Raw genomic sequence first — 15779 nt, forward strand, 5'->3', positions numbered from 1 at the left:
TGGTCTACACTCTAAAATTAATAAAGATCATCTGTTCTTAAATTCAAGAAACGTTGCGTTGCAAAGTAAGTACTTAACCAAGTGATCAGTATCCCAATGCCTAAAACCGTAAGTAATACTAGTCCAATCATTGCTTTGTCTTCCAGTATGCCAAGATTTGGAAAACTAGTTTCCACGTAAATTAAAACTCCTAGAAGTGCTACAACAGCTAGCGCAGCTCCAATCATTCCTAATTTAATGCTGCGCATCACAAAAGGTTTTCTAATAAATGATTTTGTAGCTCCTACCATTTGCATGGTTTTAATAATAAATCGGTTAGAATGGATGGATAAGCGCAAGGAACTGTTAATTAGTAGGACCGCTATAACAGCTAGAAATCCGCTGATAATTAAAATCCACATACTCACTTTTTTAATGTTGTCGTTCACTAAATTCACCAATTGTTTGTCATAAACAATATCTGAAATCATCTTGTTTTGGCGCAGGCCAGTTTCTATTTTTGTAATGCTATCTTTAATAACATAATCTCCTTTTAAATGGATATCATAGGAATTCTGCAATGGATTTTCACCCAGAAAGGTCATGAAGTCTTCACCTATTATATCAGTATGTTCTTTAGCAGCAGCCTCTTTAGTAACATACTTGTATGATTTTACAAAAGGACTTGCTTTTAATTGAGTACCAAATGCTTTCACAATACTGTCCTTGGCTTCATTTTTAAAGAAAACCGTCATGGCAATATTTTCTTTGAAATCGTTGGCTAATTTTTTAGAATTTATAATAAAAAGGCCTAATATTCCCAGTAGAAATAAAACTAAGAATACACTTAGTACTACTGAAAAATAAGAGGAAATTAAACGGCGTTTTTGAAAATTATCAAAGGAAGAACTCATAGTTTACTAAAATTATTGGGTAAAAATAATAAAGAATTTCTTTATTTAAAGTTAATAACGCTCAAAGTTTCAACTTTCGTACAATAAACGTAAATTTGGCACCTGAAAATAATCATTGCCAGAAAAAATGAAAGCAACTGACGCAGCCAGTTGCTCTGAAGCTTATACTATGAAATACAATCCAAACGAAATTGAAGCCAAGTGGCAAAAATATTGGTTAGAAAACCAAACATTTAAAGCCGAAAACAACTCACAAAAACCTAAATATTATGTGCTTGATATGTTTCCTTATCCTTCTGGAGCGGGATTGCACGTTGGGCATCCACTGGGATACATCGCCTCGGATGTGTATTCCCGTTATAAAAGACACCAAGGTTTCAATGTGTTGCATCCTATGGGCTATGATAGTTTTGGATTGCCAGCAGAACAATATGCCATACAAACGGGTCAGCGTCCCGAAGATACTACTGCAGTAAATATTGATGGTGGTACGGATAAAGAAGGAAATATAATTGCTGGTTACAGAAAACAATTAGATAAAATAGGTTTTTCATTTGATTGGAGTAGAGAAGTACGAACTTCAAATCCAGATTATTACAAACATACACAATGGATATTTATCCAATTATTTAATTCTTGGTACAATAAAAACAGTGATAAAGCAGAAGATATTGCTGCTTTGATTGCCATTTTCGAAACAGAAGGAAACGCAAATGTCAACGCCGTGTGTGATGACAACATTCAACAATTTTCGTCAAGTGAATGGAATGCTTTCGCAAAAGAGACGCAGGAGAAATTTTTGCTGCAATACAGGTTGACTTATTTAGCAGAGACTGAAGTGAACTGGTGCCCTGGTTTAGGAACGGTTTTAGCCAATGACGAGATCGTAAATGGCGTTTCGGAACGAGGTGGTTTTACTGTTATTCGAAAAAAAATGACGCAATGGAGCATGCGTATTTCTGCGTATGCCGAACGTTTGTTACAAGGCTTGAATGCCATAGATTGGAGCGAAAGTATCAAGGAAAGTCAACGCAACTGGATTGGGAAGAGCGTTGGAGCGATGGTTTCTTTTAAAGTCAAAAGTCAAAAGGCGAAAGGCGAAAGTGAGCAACAGAATATAGATGTATTCACAACTCGTCCCGACACTATTTTTGGAGTTACGTTCATGACATTAGCACCAGAACATCCTTTGGTTCAAGAAATAACAACGACCGAACAATTGGCAGCAGTCAATGCGTATATAGAAAAAACATCAAAACGTTCCGAAAGAGAACGTATGGCCGATGTAAAAACTATTTCAGGGGTATTTACAGGAGCATATGCGGAGCATCCTTTTACACAAGAACCTATTCCTGTTTGGATTGGCGATTATGTTTTAGCAGGGTACGGAACCGGTGCAGTTATGGCCGTACCTTGCGGCGACGAAAGAGATTATGCTTTTGCAAATTTCTTTAAAGACAATCCCGAAAATTCAGGAGGAATGCCAGCGATCAAAAACATTTTTGACAAAGATATTTCTGAAGCTGCTTTTGGAGCCAAAGAAGGGTTTCAATTAGTCCATTCTGATTTTTTGAATGGATTGGGTTATAAAGAGGGTACTCAGAAAGTAATTGCAGCATTAGAAGAAATAAATCAGGGAAAAGGAAAAATAAATTACCGTTTGCGTGATGCCGTTTTCTCTCGCCAACGCTATTGGGGAGAACCGTTTCCAGTGTATTACGTGAATGGGATGCCTCAAATGATAGCTGCGGAATATTTACCAATCATCTTACCAGAAGTAGAAAAGTATTTACCAACCGAGGACGGTTTGCCGCCTTTAGGAAATGCAACAATTTGGGCTTGGGATACCAAAAATAATGAAGTTATCAATACAGATTTAGTAGATAATAATACCGTTTTCTCTTTAGAATTGAATACGATGCCAGGTTGGGCGGGAAGTTCCTGGTATTGGATGCGTTACATGGATGCACACAATGAGAATGAATTTGCAAGCAAAGACGCTTTGGCGTATTGGGAAAGCGTCGATTTATACATTGGCGGAAGCGAACACGCAACAGGTCATTTGTTGTATTCTCGTTTTTGGAATAAATTCTTAAAAGACAAAGGCTTTGCGCCAACCGAAGAGCCGTTCAAGAAATTGATTAACCAAGGGATGATTTTGGGAACTAGTGCTTTTGTTTATAGGTTAAATATAGCTGACAATACAGAAAGTATAAGTAATGTATTGTCTGATAAAGAATTTAGTATTGAAGAAAAGACTAGAGTAAAAGAATTTGTAGAAAACTATAATAGTAAGATTTTTATTTCTTTAAACTATGCAAAAACTCCGCTTTTTCCATCAGCAGATTTTGGTAAAGGAGAGTTAACTATTTGTTCTTTCTTTCCTGAAATTGACATAGCATTAAAATTAAATTTTCCAGATTATGCAGATGTAATTAGTGATGGTGTTTCAATTGATATATTGAAAATCCACGCAGATGTTTCAATAGTCAATTCCTCTGACGAATTAGATATTGAAGCTTTTAAAAATTGGAGAGAAGATTATAAAGATGCCGAATTCATTTGCGAAGAAAACGGAAAATACATCGTCGGTCGCGAAGTAGAAAAAATGTCAAAATCCAAATACAATGTCGTAACCCCAGATGCTATTTGTGAGGAGTACGGGGCCGATACGTTGCGTTTGTATGAAATGTTCTTAGGACCATTGGAACAAGCTAAACCTTGGAATACGGCAGGTATTTCGGGCGTTTTTGGTTTTTTGAAAAAATTATGCCGCTTGTATTTTGATGACAATGGAATGATTGTTACTAATGATGCACCAACTAAAGACAACTTGAAATCATTACATAAAACGATCAAAAAAGTAGCGGAAGATATTGAAGGATTCTCTTTTAATACTTCGGTTTCGCAATTCATGATTTGTGTGAATGAATTGTCTGCTCAAAACTGTCATTCTCGTGCTATTTTAGAACCTTTGGCGATTGTTATTTCACCTTATGCACCACATATCGCTGAAGAGTTGTGGTCATTGTTGGGAAATAAGGGCTCGATTGCAACAGTTTCTTTTCCAGTATTCGAGCCAGCACATTTGGTAGAAAGCAGCAAAGAATATCCGGTTTCTTTCAACGGAAAAATGCGTTTTACGATGGTTTTGCCTTTGGATTTAACCAAGGAACAAATCGAGGAAATTGTCATGAAAGATGAAAGAACCATCAAGCAATTAGAAGGTAAAATACCAAATAAAGTGATTATTGTTCCGGGTAAAATCATCAATTTGGTTGGTTAGATTAATTGTAAAAGGGTAGCTGTGAATTGTAATTCCAATAAATCTACTACATTTTTTAAAATCCAAATTTCAACTAGTGTTGGGATTTGGATTTTTTTTTGACTTTTAGTTTTTAGTTCAAGCCATATGTTTGTTGATGTTTGTTGTTTAATTGTTAATTAATCAAAAAAAATATTTTACAATTTGTAACATTTTAATAGTTCACGTATCCAAAGGTAGGATCCGATTAATTAACAATTTTAAAACTATTAAAAATGAAAAAATGTACCTTTTTAGTTATCACATTATTATTTTCGGCAGTATGTTTAAATGTATTTGCACAAACAAAATTATATCCGTTTGAAGTTGTAAAATCAGGAAAGGGAAAACAGTCCATACTATTTATTCCAGGATTTGCCAGTTCAGGAGATGTTTGGAATGAAACAAAAGCTACTTTTGAAAAAGATTTTACGTGTTACACATTTACAATGGCAGGTTTTGCGGGAGTCAAACCACAATCAAATCCTTCGTTCAAAAATTGGGAAACAGAAATTGTGAATTATATTAGAGCCAATAAAATAGAGCAACCTATTATTGTTGGTCACAGTATGGGCGGAGGACTTGCGCTGGCAATTGCTTCTGATTATCCGGATTTAATTAGTAGTATTGTAGTTGTTGATGCACTTCCCTGTTTAGCAGCTTTAAGAGATCCTTCTTTTAAATCGCAAGAAAATAACGATTGTAGTTCCATGAATAATCAAATATCAGCTATGTCTGAACAGGAGTTTCACCAAATGCAAAAAAGAAACATGGAGATGCTTTTGATGGATCCTTCAAATCAAGAGGAAGCTATTAGTTGGAGCTTGAAATCCGACAGGAAAACTTTTAGCGAAATGTACTGTGATTTTTCTAATACCGATTTGAGAGAGAAAATTACGGCCATAAAATGCCCTTCATTGATTTTGTTGGAATTTGGTTTTTCAAATTATAAAGAGCTTGTAGAGGCGCAATACAAAAACGTAAAAACGGCTAGTTTTCAATATGCAACCAAAGGTTTGCACTTTATTATGTATGATGATAAGGAATGGTATCTGGAACAGCTTAGTAAATTTATAAAATCATAATAATGGAGTTCGAAACTATCTATAAAACATATTGGGATCGAATATTCAGGCTTTGCATGGGTTTTGTCAATGATTATGATGTTGCACAAGACTTGGCTCAGGAGACCTTTATTATTGTCTGGCAAAAATTAGACACTTTCAGAAACGAATCTGGCATTGGAACTTGGATTTTTAGAATTGCTTCCAATAATTGTTTAAGGCAAATCGAAAAAGAAAAACGTTTCCCTAAATCAGAATTGCCACCGCATATAACGGAAGAAAAGCAATATTCGTTAGAACCCGAAATTAAGTTTCTGTACAAATGCATTGCCGAATTGCCTGAGACTGAACGGATCATCATTTCATTGGAACTCGAAGATGTAAAACAAGCTGATATAGCCAAAATCGTTGGGCTTTCAGAAGCCAACATACGAGTGAAAATTCACAGAATAAAAGATAAATTGACTCAAAAATTCACAGAAAATGGATAATAATATAGAATTTAAAGACTTATGGAGAAAACAATCGATAAGTCAGCCGAATATAGATGATTTGCAGACTAAGCTCAAACATTTCAAAAAAACAAGTCTACGAAAGTTAATACTAACGAATGTCTTGCTGATAGCAACCTGTTTTTTTATTGTTTTTATTTGGTATTACTATGAACCTCAATTCATATCAACCAAAATTGGAATTGTTTTGAACGTCGCTATAATGGCTATTTACCTAGTGGTTTACAATAGATTGTTTGATGCCTATAAAAAAATGGACGACACAGATAGTAATACAGAATATTTGAAAAAATTAATTCAAATTAAAACGAAGCAAAAGTTTCTACAGTCCAAAATGTTAAGTGTTTATTTTATAGTTTTAGGAATAGGATTGTGTTTGTATATGTATGAATACACGGCAATGATGACTCTATTTTGGGGATTTTTTGCGTATGCACTTATAATATTGTGGGGTGGATTTGTTTGGTTGTATTTACGTCCGAGAGAAATAAAAAAGGAAAATTTGAAAATCGATAATTTGATTGATAAATTTCAAAGAATTAATGATCAATTAGAAGCAGATCTCTAGTTTTTTTAACCACAAATTAATTAATGTCATTTCGTATTAGTTTTTTTTATGTAACGGATGCCAAATTGACATTGTAAAAAATTGGTTCAGATTTTGCTATTTCTTTCATAACTTTAAACAATACAATTAAAAAAGAAAAATATGGGAATGGGTTATTTGATTCTTGCTGGAGCCATTATGCTTTTCAGCTGGTTGGTTAGTTCAAGACTAAAAAGCAAATTTGAACATTATTCTAAAGTACAATTACAAAACGGAATGTCAGGTGCTGAAATCGCTGAGAAAATGCTGGCTGATAACGGGATTCGGGACGTTAGAGTCATTTCTACACCGGGACGTTTGACAGATCATTACAATCCAGCAGATAAAACGGTGAATTTGAGTGAGGCGGTTTATAACCAACGCAACGCTGCTGCTGCTGCTGTTGCAGCTCACGAATGTGGTCATGCGGTACAACATGCCGTAGGCTACCAATGGTTAACGATGCGTTCTAAATTAGTGCCAGTCGTGAATGTAGCGTCCACTTACATGCAATGGATTTTACTGGGCGGAATCTTGATGATGAAAACGTTTCCGCAATTACTGTTGGTGGGAATTATTATTTTTGCGGCAACCACGCTGTTTTCTATTGTTACTTTACCAGTTGAATATGACGCCAGTAATCGTGCATTAGCTTGGTTAGAGAACAAAAGAATGCTAACGTCACAAGAACAAGCAGGAGCTAAAGATTCATTAAAATGGGCTGCTAGAACGTATGTTGTGGCTGCTTTAGGATCTATTGCCACGCTATTGTATTACGTATCGATTTATATGGGCGGAAGGAGAAATTAAGCTTCAAAAGCTTTCCTTTTTTAAATGCTGCACTACAAAAAAAACAAGAGAAATTCAAATAATAAAAAAACAAATTCCAATTACTGGGATTTGTTTTTTTTTTGCTTAAACCGCTCTGGTCTGGATGTTAGAATTTATTTGGAATGTAATGAAGTTTAAAACGATTAACTTTTAGCGCATCTCGCTTTGGGTTCAAAAAAACGCCACAGATTTTACAATCATTTTTAATCTGTAAACCTGTGGCAAATTTTACTGATCTGGTAATCCAGACTCACGGACTTAGAGTCTACCATAAATGGTTTATTTAAATTTTTTATTAAAGTTGAATCTGTCGGTCGATTTGTTGGTCTAACGAAATGAAAGTTTCGGTCCGGGAAACGCCTTCGATAGCTTGGATTTTGGTGTTCAGTAATTGCATTAAGTGCTCGTTGTCCCTACAGATAATTTTTATTAAAATCGACCAGTTTCCAGTGGTATAATGGCACTCCAGAACTTCAGGAATTTTCTTTAGATCTCTTACGGCCTCTGGGTTTCTGGCAGCTTTGTCCAAATAGATACCAACAAAAGCCATCGTATTGTATCCTAAAATTTTATTGTTTACAGTAAACTTAGAGCCCGAAATCACACCAGATTGCTCCAGTTTTCTCAAACGTTGGTGAATTGCGGCTCCTGAAATCCCTATTTTATTGGCAATTTGAAGAATTGGTTTTCGGGCATCTTCCATCAGATCTCTCAAAATTTCCTTATCGATGCCGTCAATTTCAACTAGTAGCGAATTGATTTTCATACGTTGTCATTTTAAACTAAAGCATATAATTTAGTTTTAATTATAAACCAAATTTAGTTAAAAAACGAATAGTAGAAAGTGCATTTTAATCTTTTGTTTTCTTGGATTGCAAAAAAAGCCATTCGGATTGCGAATGGCTTTTCTAGAGGTATGTTATAAGTCGTTTTTTATTTTCCTTTATTAACTTCGATAATGTACTTTTCCAAAGCCATAGTCATCGAAGGCGTTGCGGGTGTTGGGGCAAGAATATCTACTCTTAAACCGTGGTCCAAGGCTTCTTTTTGTGTCGTACTTCCAAAAACGGCAATTCGAGTATTGTTTTGTTCAAAATCTGGAAAGTTCATAAACAATGATTTTATTCCGGTTGGGCTAAAGAAAGCCAAAACGTCATAATATACATCAGCTAAATCAGATAAATCACTCATTACCGTTCTGTAAAATACAGCTGGCGTCCAGTCTACTTTTAATGCGTTTAACGTTATGGGCGCATCAGCATTTAATTGGTCTGAAGCAGGTAATAAAAATTTTTCGTCTTTGTATTTTTTTATTAATGGAGATAAATCGGCAAAATCTTTTGGCCCAACATAGATTTTACGTTTTCGATACACTACGTATTTTTGCAGGTAAAAAGCGATAGCTTCTGACTGACAGAAATATTTTAATCCTTCAGGAACTTTAAAGCGCATTTCATCTGCTACTCTAAAAAAGTGATCAACAGCATTTTTACTTGTTAAGATAATCGCTGTGTAATGGTTAAGATCAATTTTTTGAAGTCGAATCTCCTTGGCATTAACTCCTTCTACATGAATAAAAGGTCTGAAATCAATTTTTACTTTATGCTTTTGTTGAAGTTCAAAGTAAGGGGAGTTCTCCACCTTAGGCTCAGGTTGTGACACCAAAATTGTTTTCACTTTCATATATGACGTTTTCTAAGCACTCCCTTTTGTAAACCAATAATACATAAAATAATAGGGAGCTATTTCGAGAGCGCAAAGATATAAAATAAAATAAAACAACTTACCGAATATTAAATTTTGATAATTTTTTATTGAAATCAAATAAGTCAAAACATTGATTATTAGTATTATGGCAATAATAACCAGAGGAATATTTCTTGAAAAGGAGTCGTTATAAAACAAAATAATATTAAAAGGAAGTATGAATAATCCAATATAGGTTCTGTAAGTGACCTTTTGTAGGTTAAACTGCTCCATAAATTCCTCAATATTAAAGGAGGTAGCTATTATTTTTTCAATCAAATATTTAGATAAGATAAAGAAAACTAAAAAAGTAAATATCTGAATGTAAAGCAGCCAATCTGTTTTGGAGGCGTAACCAAAATAACTCAACGATATTTGAATAAAAAATGCAAGGGAAATGACCTGGACGAAAAACAAGCCTAATGTAAAGCTGCTTTTTAAATGGGCGCTGTCTTTGTATACTTTGGTATATTTGTTAGAAAAAAGCAGGTTGGCAAAATCACCAAATCGATTTTCGAAAACAGATTTAGTAATGGCAACAATAGCAAATGACAGAACAAATAGCACAGTTGCCCAGTCCTTGCTGTCCGTTATTCTTGGATGAAGTATAGTTTCGATCATAACGCCGCAAAATTACTAATTTTTCTATCATTCTTTTTATTATAATTTTATTAAGGTTCAAATGGCATAAAAAGTTTACTTTTGCCGTGAAATTAGTCGAAATATGAATGATTGTATTGTTATAATTCCAACCTATAACGAAATTGAAAATATTGAAAGCATTATTCGATCGGTGCTTTCGCAAAAAAAGTCGTTTCATGTTCTAATAATTGATGATAATTCACCGGATCACACTGCTGATAAGGTTGTTTTACTTCAATCAGAATTTGAGGATAGATTGTTTTTGGAAAAAAGAAATAAAAAGGCAGGTTTAGGAACCGCTTATGTTCATGGATTCAGATGGGCCTTGAACCATAAGTATGAATATGTTTTTGAAATGGATGCTGATTTTTCCCATAATCCCAATGATTTAGAAAAATTGTACAGTGCATGTCATTTTGGTGATGCCGACTTAGCCATCGGTTCCCGTTATGTGACCGGTGTAAATGTCGTAAATTGGCCATTGAGTAGGGTCTTAATGTCCTATTTTGCCTCCGTATATGTCCGAATGATTACGGGTATGAAAATTCATGATGCTACCGCGGGTTTTGTGTGTTACAAAAGAAAAGTTTTAGAAGATATAAATTTAGATAAGATTAAATTTGTGGGTTACGCCTTTCAAATAGAAATGAAATACAGAACGTACTGTAAAAAGTTTCAGATTGTTGAGGTTCCCATAATTTTTACCGACCGGACGAAAGGACAATCCAAAATGAGTAATTCAATAATTGTTGAAGCTGTTTTTGGAGTTATTGCACTTAGATTAAAAAGATTATTCAACACATTATAAGGAAAAGATACGATGAACAGGGTTTTAATTAAGAATGCCAAAATAGTAAATGAAGGAGTGATTTTTGAGGGCGACGTGTTAATTGAAAATGACTTAATTGTTGAAATTGCAGAAAGTATTAGTGCCAAGTCATCCGAATGTAAAATTATTGACGCCGAAGGGAATTACCTAATTCCGGGTGCGATTGATGACCAAGTGCATTTTAGAGAACCAGGACTAACGCACAAAGGAGATATAGAATCTGAATCTAAAGCAGCAGTTGCAGGTGGAATTACCTCTTATATTGAGCAACCTAACACGATTCCCAATGCAGTTACTCAAGAAATATTAGAACAAAAATACGAGTTGGCTGCCCAAAAATCGTATGCGAATTATTCGTTTATGATGGGTGCTACTAATGATAATTTAGAGGAAGTTTTAAAGACAAACCCGAAGAATGTTGCCGGAATCAAAATATTTTTAGGATCTTCAACTGGTAATATGCTGGTAGATAATGAAGCTACTTTAGAGAAAATATTTTCCAGTACGCCCATGCTAATCGCGGTACACTGTGAAGATGAAACTACAATAAAAAATAATTTAGCGAAATACAAAGAAGAGTATGGAGAGGATGTCCCAGTTACGGTGCATCACCTCATCCGGAGCGAGGAAGCGTGTTATATTTCGTCATCCAAAGCAGTTGCACTGGCTAAGAAAACAGGCGCTCGTTTGCATATTTTTCATCTTTCGACGGCCAAAGAAATGGATTTGTTTACCAATAAAATTCCTCTGGAAGAAAAGAAAATCACTGCCGAAGTTTGTGTGCATCATTTGTGGTTTACCAATGATGATTATGCTACGAAAGGCAATTTAATCAAATGGAATCCAGCAGTAAAAACAGCTAATGATAGAAAAGTACTTTGGGAAGCCTTGCTGGATGACCGAATTGATGTGATTGCTACGGATCATGCACCACATACTTTAGAGGAGAAAAAACAATCGTATTTGAATGCACCTTCTGGTGGGCCACTGGTGCAACACGCTGTCGTAGCAATGTTTGAAGCACATCATCAGGGAAAAATCAGTGTTCAGAAAATTGTGGAGAAAATGTGCCATAATCCAGCTAAAATCTTTAAAATAGAAAAACGTGGCTTTATCAAAGAAGGGTATTATGCGGATTTGGTTATCGTCAATTCAGGTTTGCCTTGGAGTGTAAAAAAAGAAAATATTTTGGCTAAATGTGGTTGGTCTCCGTTTGAAGGATTCACGTTTAAATCCAGAATTACCCATACTTTTGTAAACGGACAATTGGTTTACAATGCTTTTAAAGTGAAAGATGTTCGAGCAGGGAAACGATTATTATTCGAGAGATAAAATTTTGTTAGATGAAAAAAACAATAACATTTCTAGTGGTGCTTATTCTTTTAGTAAGTTGTAAAGAGGAAGTAATCCAAAAGCCAGAGCGGCTCGTGGAGAAGGACGTTATGGTCAATGTTATGGTTGATTTATCTATCTTAGAAGCCATAAAATATCAAAATCCAGCTTCTTTAGATACCTTTAAAATAAATCCAAGAGACTTTATTTATAAAAAATATAAAATTGACAGCCTTCAGTTTGCAAAAAGTAATGTTTATTACGCATCGGATTATGAGGATTATAAGTTGATGTTTGAACAAATTGTACAGCGGTTGGATGCCAAGAAAAAAAGCGCTGATTCGGTAGTAAATTTGGAAAAAAATAAAAAGAATGCGATACTATCAAAGAAGCAAAAACCAGCCTTACGTGCTAAAGATACCACTAAAGTAAACTAAGGAATTGTGCTGCTAAAGCGTTGAAATCGCCTGTATGTACTGATGAATGTTTGTGAATTCCGTTTTCAAATGATCCTTTATCTTGTGGTTGGAATACGTGTTTTTCGAATAGGAAGCTGTTGCAGTAGCTCGAGATAATTTTCTTTTTTGTTGCATAACAATCGAAAAAAACCAATCCAATCTCCACAAGGCTTTCATAAAGAATGGAGTTGCGTGAAGGGAAGGTCTTTTTACCCTAAAAGAATCAGCAATGCTATTCAATAAGTCTTGAAAGACCATATTCTCTGAAATAAGGGTAAAGCGTTCGTTTTTAGTTTCGCTTTGCATTAATTGATAAGCGATGCGAACAACGTCGGCAACAGCCACAAATCCCGTTGAACCGAGCGTATAAAATTTCAACCCGTTGTTTACTTTCGTAAAAAGTTGTCCGCTTCCTTGTTCTCTAAAACCAGGACCGAGAATTACACCCGGATTTACAATGACTACATCCAAACCTTCTTGTTGCCCGCGCCAGATTTCCATTTCGGCTCCATATTTAGAAATGGCATAATCACTATGGTACTTCTCTGGATTCCATTCAGTTTCCTCAGTGATTAGTTTTTCATGCGGTAATAAATCGCCTAATGTGGCAATAGAGCTCACAAAACAAATTTTTTGGATTTGGTTGTCGATACAAAAATTTACAATATTTGCCGTGCCCTCAATGTTTGTTTTTCGCAGTAAATCTTCGTCTTTTGGATCAAAAGAGATCAAAGCGGCACAATGGTAAACGGTATCAATATTTTGAAAGGCAATTTCTAATGAAGGAACTTCGGTAATATCTGCTTGAATCCATTCGATTTGTTCGAATAATAATTCCTTTTTGTAAGTGGAGAAAAGTGATTTGGTTTTCTCTATAGAAGCCTTGCTTCGATAAATAGCGCGTACTTTTTCGCCATGATCAATTAAATGAAGCATTAAATGTGCGCCTACTAAACCAGTTCCTCCTGTGACTAAAATCATGCTACGAAAATACGAATAATTTTTTTCGAATAACCTATTAAACAAATAAGCGAATCCACAATAAATTTTATCTTTGTGCAAATTGATTAAAAAAGATGAAGAATTTTATTGAAGAAGTAACTTGGAGAGGAATGCTCCACGATGTTATGCCCGGCACAGAAGAACATTTGATGGAACAAATGCGTGTGGCGTATGTGGGAATTGACCCAACTGCCGATTCATTGCATATAGGACATTTAGTGGGTGTGATGTTGTTGAAACATTTCCAACTGGCAGGACACAAGCCATTAGCTTTAGTAGGTGGTGCAACAGGAATGATTGGTGATCCATCCGGGAAGTCTAATGAAAGAAATTTATTGGACGAAGCCACTTTACGTCACAATCAAGAAGCAATAAAAGGACAATTGGCTCGTTTCTTGGATTTTACTTCTAATTCGGCTAATGCAGCAGAATTAGTGAATAATTACGATTGGATGAAGAATTTTTCCTTTCTGGATTTCATTCGTGATGTGGGTAAACACATTACTGTAAATTATATGATGGCAAAAGATTCTGTAAAGAAGCGTTTGTCTTCTGAAGCTGCCGAAGGAATGTCATTCACAGAGTTTACGTACCAATTGGTTCAAGGATATGATTTTTTGCATTTGTACAGAGAAAAAAATTGTACGTTGCAAATGGGCGGAAGCGACCAGTGGGGAAACATTACCACAGGAACCGAGTTAGTGCGCAGAATAGCCAGCGGAAAAGCATACGCGTTGACTTGTCCTTTGATTACGAAAGCGGATGGAACCAAATTCGGAAAATCAGAAGGTGGAAATATTTGGTTGGATGCAGCCAGAACTTCTCCATATAAATTTTACCAATATTGGTTGAATACTTCGGATGTTGATGCCGAGAAATACATCAAGATTTTTACTTTTTTATCCAAAGAGGAAATCGAAATTTTAACTGAAAAACATAGAGAAGCACCTCATTTGCGTTTGCTACAAAAACGTCTAGCGGAGGAAATTACGGTAATGGTGCATTCAGCAGAAGATTTGGAAAATGCAATAAAAGCATCGAATATTTTGTTCGGAAATTCTACTTCAGATGATTTGAAACAATTGGACGAAGCGACTTTTTTAGATGTTTTTGATGGTGTGCCTCAAGCGGAAATCTCAAGCAATGAGATCGAAGCGGGAATCAATATTGTTGACGTTTTAAACGAAAAAACAGGATTTCTAAAATCGAATGGTGAAGCAAGACGCGCTTTAACAGCTAATTCTATTTCCGTAAACAAAGAAAAAGTTGCTGAGAATTTTATACTTTCAACAAAAGATTTAATCAACAATCAGTTTGTTTTGTTGCAAAGCGGAAAGAAGAATTATTTTGTGGTGCGAGTGGTTTAATCGAAGAGCTGCTTAAAATTTTACAAAACCATCAAATTACAACCTCGAATATCAGAATTATCAAAACGTCCCAGTACCTCGAAAGAGTTGTTGGGATTTTTTTTGCCTAAATCTTGTGTAGCTATAAAAGAGCAAGAATTGATATTGGCCAAATCAATCACGTTGATGCCGCCTGTTTTTCCATCTGGAATATACGTTAAAGCATCCTCAGTATCCCGAATTAGGATTTGTATCCAAGATGGGCATTCGAACACGCCATTTCCTAAAGAGTAGGCTTGTGAAAGTAATTCGGTCATGCCGTACTCCGAATGAATGGCTGAAACGCCAAATCCTTTACACAATTGTTCGTGCAATTCTTCCCGAATCATTTCTTTACGTCTGCCTTTCATGCCGCCCGTTTCCATAATAATAGTATGCTGTAATTGAAACTGGTGTTTTTCAATCAAATCTAACAGCGCAAAAGTAACGCCAATCAGAATGACATTTTGACCGGCTCGATCTAAAGCGATTAGCTTGGCAATCAGTTCGTCATGATTGTGCAAGTAAAAACCACTTTCAGGATGATTGGAAAGTTCAATTAAATCCTTGACCATGTAAATCAATGAGGAACCTTCTCGTTCCAGATAGGATGGAAGCAATGCTAAAACAACATAATCTTCAATGTTTCCATAAAATTCAGAAAATCCTTTGCGATAGCTTTCTTCGTATAAAGTAACATCAGTAACTAGATGTTTGCTCGTAATCATTCCGGTCGTTCCGCTGCTGGTAAAAGTTTCTTGTGTAGGATTAGAATTTGACACCACTTCATGACTCTTAAAAAACTGAATCGGTAAAAAGGGTATTTGTTGTAAAGACTTCACTTTATGAGGATCCGTTTTTAAAAAATCACAAAATTCCTGATATACCTTATTGTTTTCATATTGATACCGAAATACTTTTAAGGCAATTTTTTCAAACTGTTTTTGACTGGAGGTGGTAAATATATCGGAGGATGTAATCAACTATTTTTTTTGCAAAAGTAATCAAAAAAAATCAGGGAAAACAAAAACAGAATCGCTTAAACTTGAATCATGAGATTGATTCTGTAAGAGCAAAAAAGAAAAAAGCCCCAATAGGAAGAGGGCACTGAAAAAGTCATTTTATAATTATTATCATAAAAACGAGGCAGAAAAACTTTATTTTCTGCCTCGTTTTTTGTATTTTTAAATGTAAT

The 15779-nt window shown here is 35.1% G+C and carries 15 protein-coding genes; 9 read left to right on the forward strand and 6 right to left on the reverse strand.

The genetic code is table 11. The features are described 5' to 3' along the window. Window positions 1-17: 17 nt before the first annotated feature. Window positions 18-893 (reverse strand): cell division protein FtsX, encoded by an 876-nt coding sequence (locus BUA03_RS03620; RefSeq protein ID WP_066075266.1) that lies wholly within the window; start codon window positions 891-893, stop codon window positions 18-20. Between the two features lie 169 nt (window positions 894-1062). Here BUA03_RS03620 and BUA03_RS03625 point away from each other — a divergent pair, with 169 nt between their 5' ends. The 5 genes from BUA03_RS03625 (at window position 1063) to BUA03_RS03645 (ending at window position 7169) form a co-directional block, all read left to right on the forward strand. Then, window positions 1063-4179, forward strand: coding sequence for a class I tRNA ligase family protein (locus BUA03_RS03625; protein ID WP_066075987.1), 3117 nt, complete (start codon window positions 1063-1065; stop codon window positions 4177-4179). Between the two features lie 254 nt (window positions 4180-4433). Continuing rightward, entirely contained in the window at window positions 4434-5282 is an 849-nt protein-coding gene (locus BUA03_RS03630; protein WP_066075263.1) for an alpha/beta fold hydrolase, read from the forward strand. A 2-nt stretch (window positions 5283-5284) separates the two neighbouring features. Further along, a complete protein-coding gene (locus BUA03_RS03635) occupies window positions 5285-5752 on the forward strand; it encodes an RNA polymerase sigma factor (RefSeq protein WP_066075261.1) in 468 nt (155 codons plus the stop codon). Then, the gene (locus BUA03_RS03640) at window positions 5745-6341 is read left to right on the forward strand and encodes a hypothetical protein (RefSeq protein WP_066075259.1); all 597 of its coding nucleotides are present in this window, start codon (window positions 5745-5747) and stop codon (window positions 6339-6341) included. Before BUA03_RS03635 ends, BUA03_RS03640 begins: the two co-directional genes overlap by 8 nt. A 141-nt stretch (window positions 6342-6482) precedes the next feature. Further along, a complete protein-coding gene (locus BUA03_RS03645; RefSeq protein WP_175542094.1) occupies window positions 6483-7169 on the forward strand; it encodes a zinc metallopeptidase in 687 nt (228 codons plus the stop codon). A gap of 316 nt (window positions 7170-7485) precedes the next feature. Here the strand turns inward: BUA03_RS03645 and BUA03_RS03650 are convergent, their stop codons facing one another. From BUA03_RS03650 to BUA03_RS03660, 3 genes are all read right to left on the reverse strand, one after another. After that, entirely contained in the window at window positions 7486-7956 is a 471-nt protein-coding gene (locus tag BUA03_RS03650) for an Lrp/AsnC ligand binding domain-containing protein (RefSeq protein WP_066075257.1), read from the reverse strand. Window positions 7957-8123: 167 nt separating this feature from the next. Further along, window positions 8124-8873: a uroporphyrinogen-III synthase gene (locus tag BUA03_RS03655; protein WP_066075254.1), complete on the reverse strand. Its 750-nt coding sequence runs from the start codon at window positions 8871-8873 to the stop codon at window positions 8124-8126. A gap of 12 nt (window positions 8874-8885) precedes the next feature. Next, entirely contained in the window at window positions 8886-9557 is a 672-nt protein-coding gene (locus BUA03_RS03660) for a DUF4271 domain-containing protein (protein WP_066075252.1), read from the reverse strand. A gap of 103 nt (window positions 9558-9660) precedes the next feature. Between BUA03_RS03660 and BUA03_RS03665 the strand changes: the two genes are divergently transcribed. From BUA03_RS03665 to BUA03_RS03675, 3 genes are read left to right on the forward strand one after another with little or no spacing between them, the layout of a single operon-like run. Next, window positions 9661-10386, forward strand: a complete 726-nt coding sequence (locus BUA03_RS03665) for a polyprenol monophosphomannose synthase (RefSeq protein WP_066075250.1) — start codon at window positions 9661-9663, stop codon at window positions 10384-10386. Window positions 10387-10398: 12 nt separating this feature from the next. Continuing rightward, window positions 10399-11739, forward strand: a complete 1341-nt coding sequence (locus tag BUA03_RS03670) for a dihydroorotase (RefSeq protein WP_066075248.1) — start codon at window positions 10399-10401, stop codon at window positions 11737-11739. Between the two features lie 11 nt (window positions 11740-11750). Continuing rightward, window positions 11751-12176 carry a DUF4296 domain-containing protein gene (locus tag BUA03_RS03675; protein ID WP_066075247.1) on the forward strand — a complete coding sequence of 142 codons (426 nt, stop codon included), beginning with the start codon at window positions 11751-11753 and terminating at the stop codon, window positions 12174-12176. Window positions 12177-12188: 12 nt separating this feature from the next. Here BUA03_RS03675 and BUA03_RS03680 read toward each other — a convergent pair whose 3' ends face one another. Continuing rightward, entirely contained in the window at window positions 12189-13178 is a 990-nt protein-coding gene (locus BUA03_RS03680; RefSeq protein WP_066075245.1) for an NAD-dependent epimerase/dehydratase family protein, read from the reverse strand. Between the two features lie 95 nt (window positions 13179-13273). On the opposite strand from BUA03_RS03680, the gene tyrS reads away from it, so the two are divergent. Beyond that, window positions 13274-14566, forward strand: coding sequence for a tyrosine--tRNA ligase (gene tyrS / locus BUA03_RS03685; RefSeq protein WP_066075243.1), 1293 nt, complete (start codon window positions 13274-13276; stop codon window positions 14564-14566). Between the two features lie 20 nt (window positions 14567-14586). Here tyrS and BUA03_RS03690 read toward each other — a convergent pair whose 3' ends face one another. After that, window positions 14587-15567: a LuxE/PaaK family acyltransferase gene (locus BUA03_RS03690; RefSeq protein WP_066075241.1), complete on the reverse strand. Its 981-nt coding sequence runs from the start codon at window positions 15565-15567 to the stop codon at window positions 14587-14589. Between the last annotated feature and the right edge of the window lie 212 nt (window positions 15568-15779).

The sequence above is a fragment of the Flavobacterium fryxellicola genome (assembly GCF_900143245.1).
Lineage (GTDB): Bacteria > Bacteroidota > Bacteroidia > Flavobacteriales > Flavobacteriaceae > Flavobacterium > Flavobacterium fryxellicola.

Excerpts from the sequence above, each read along its gene's own strand:
- BUA03_RS03620 (WP_066075266.1), bottom strand. The coding sequence starts at position 893 with ATGAGTTCTTCCTTTGATAATTTTCAAAAACGCCGTTTAATTTCCTCT.
- BUA03_RS03625 (WP_066075987.1), top strand. The coding sequence starts at position 1,063 with ATGAAATACAATCCAAACGAAATTGAAGCCAAGTGGCAAAAATATTGG.
- BUA03_RS03630 (WP_066075263.1), top strand. The coding sequence starts at position 4,434 with ATGAAAAAATGTACCTTTTTAGTTATCACATTATTATTTTCGGCAGTA.
- BUA03_RS03635 (WP_066075261.1), top strand. The coding sequence starts at position 5,285 with ATGGAGTTCGAAACTATCTATAAAACATATTGGGATCGAATATTCAGG.
- BUA03_RS03640 (WP_066075259.1), top strand. The coding sequence starts at position 5,745 with ATGGATAATAATATAGAATTTAAAGACTTATGGAGAAAACAATCGATA.
- BUA03_RS03645 (WP_175542094.1), top strand. The coding sequence starts at position 6,483 with ATGGGAATGGGTTATTTGATTCTTGCTGGAGCCATTATGCTTTTCAGC.
- BUA03_RS03650 (WP_066075257.1), bottom strand. The coding sequence starts at position 7,956 with ATGAAAATCAATTCGCTACTAGTTGAAATTGACGGCATCGATAAGGAA.
- BUA03_RS03655 (WP_066075254.1), bottom strand. The coding sequence starts at position 8,873 with ATGAAAGTGAAAACAATTTTGGTGTCACAACCTGAGCCTAAGGTGGAG.
- BUA03_RS03660 (WP_066075252.1), bottom strand. The coding sequence starts at position 9,557 with ATGATCGAAACTATACTTCATCCAAGAATAACGGACAGCAAGGACTGG.
- BUA03_RS03665 (WP_066075250.1), top strand. The coding sequence starts at position 9,661 with ATGAATGATTGTATTGTTATAATTCCAACCTATAACGAAATTGAAAAT.
- BUA03_RS03670 (WP_066075248.1), top strand. The coding sequence starts at position 10,399 with ATGAACAGGGTTTTAATTAAGAATGCCAAAATAGTAAATGAAGGAGTG.
- BUA03_RS03675 (WP_066075247.1), top strand. The coding sequence starts at position 11,751 with ATGAAAAAAACAATAACATTTCTAGTGGTGCTTATTCTTTTAGTAAGT.
- BUA03_RS03680 (WP_066075245.1), bottom strand. The coding sequence starts at position 13,178 with ATGATTTTAGTCACAGGAGGAACTGGTTTAGTAGGCGCACATTTAATG.
- tyrS (WP_066075243.1), top strand. The coding sequence starts at position 13,274 with ATGAAGAATTTTATTGAAGAAGTAACTTGGAGAGGAATGCTCCACGAT.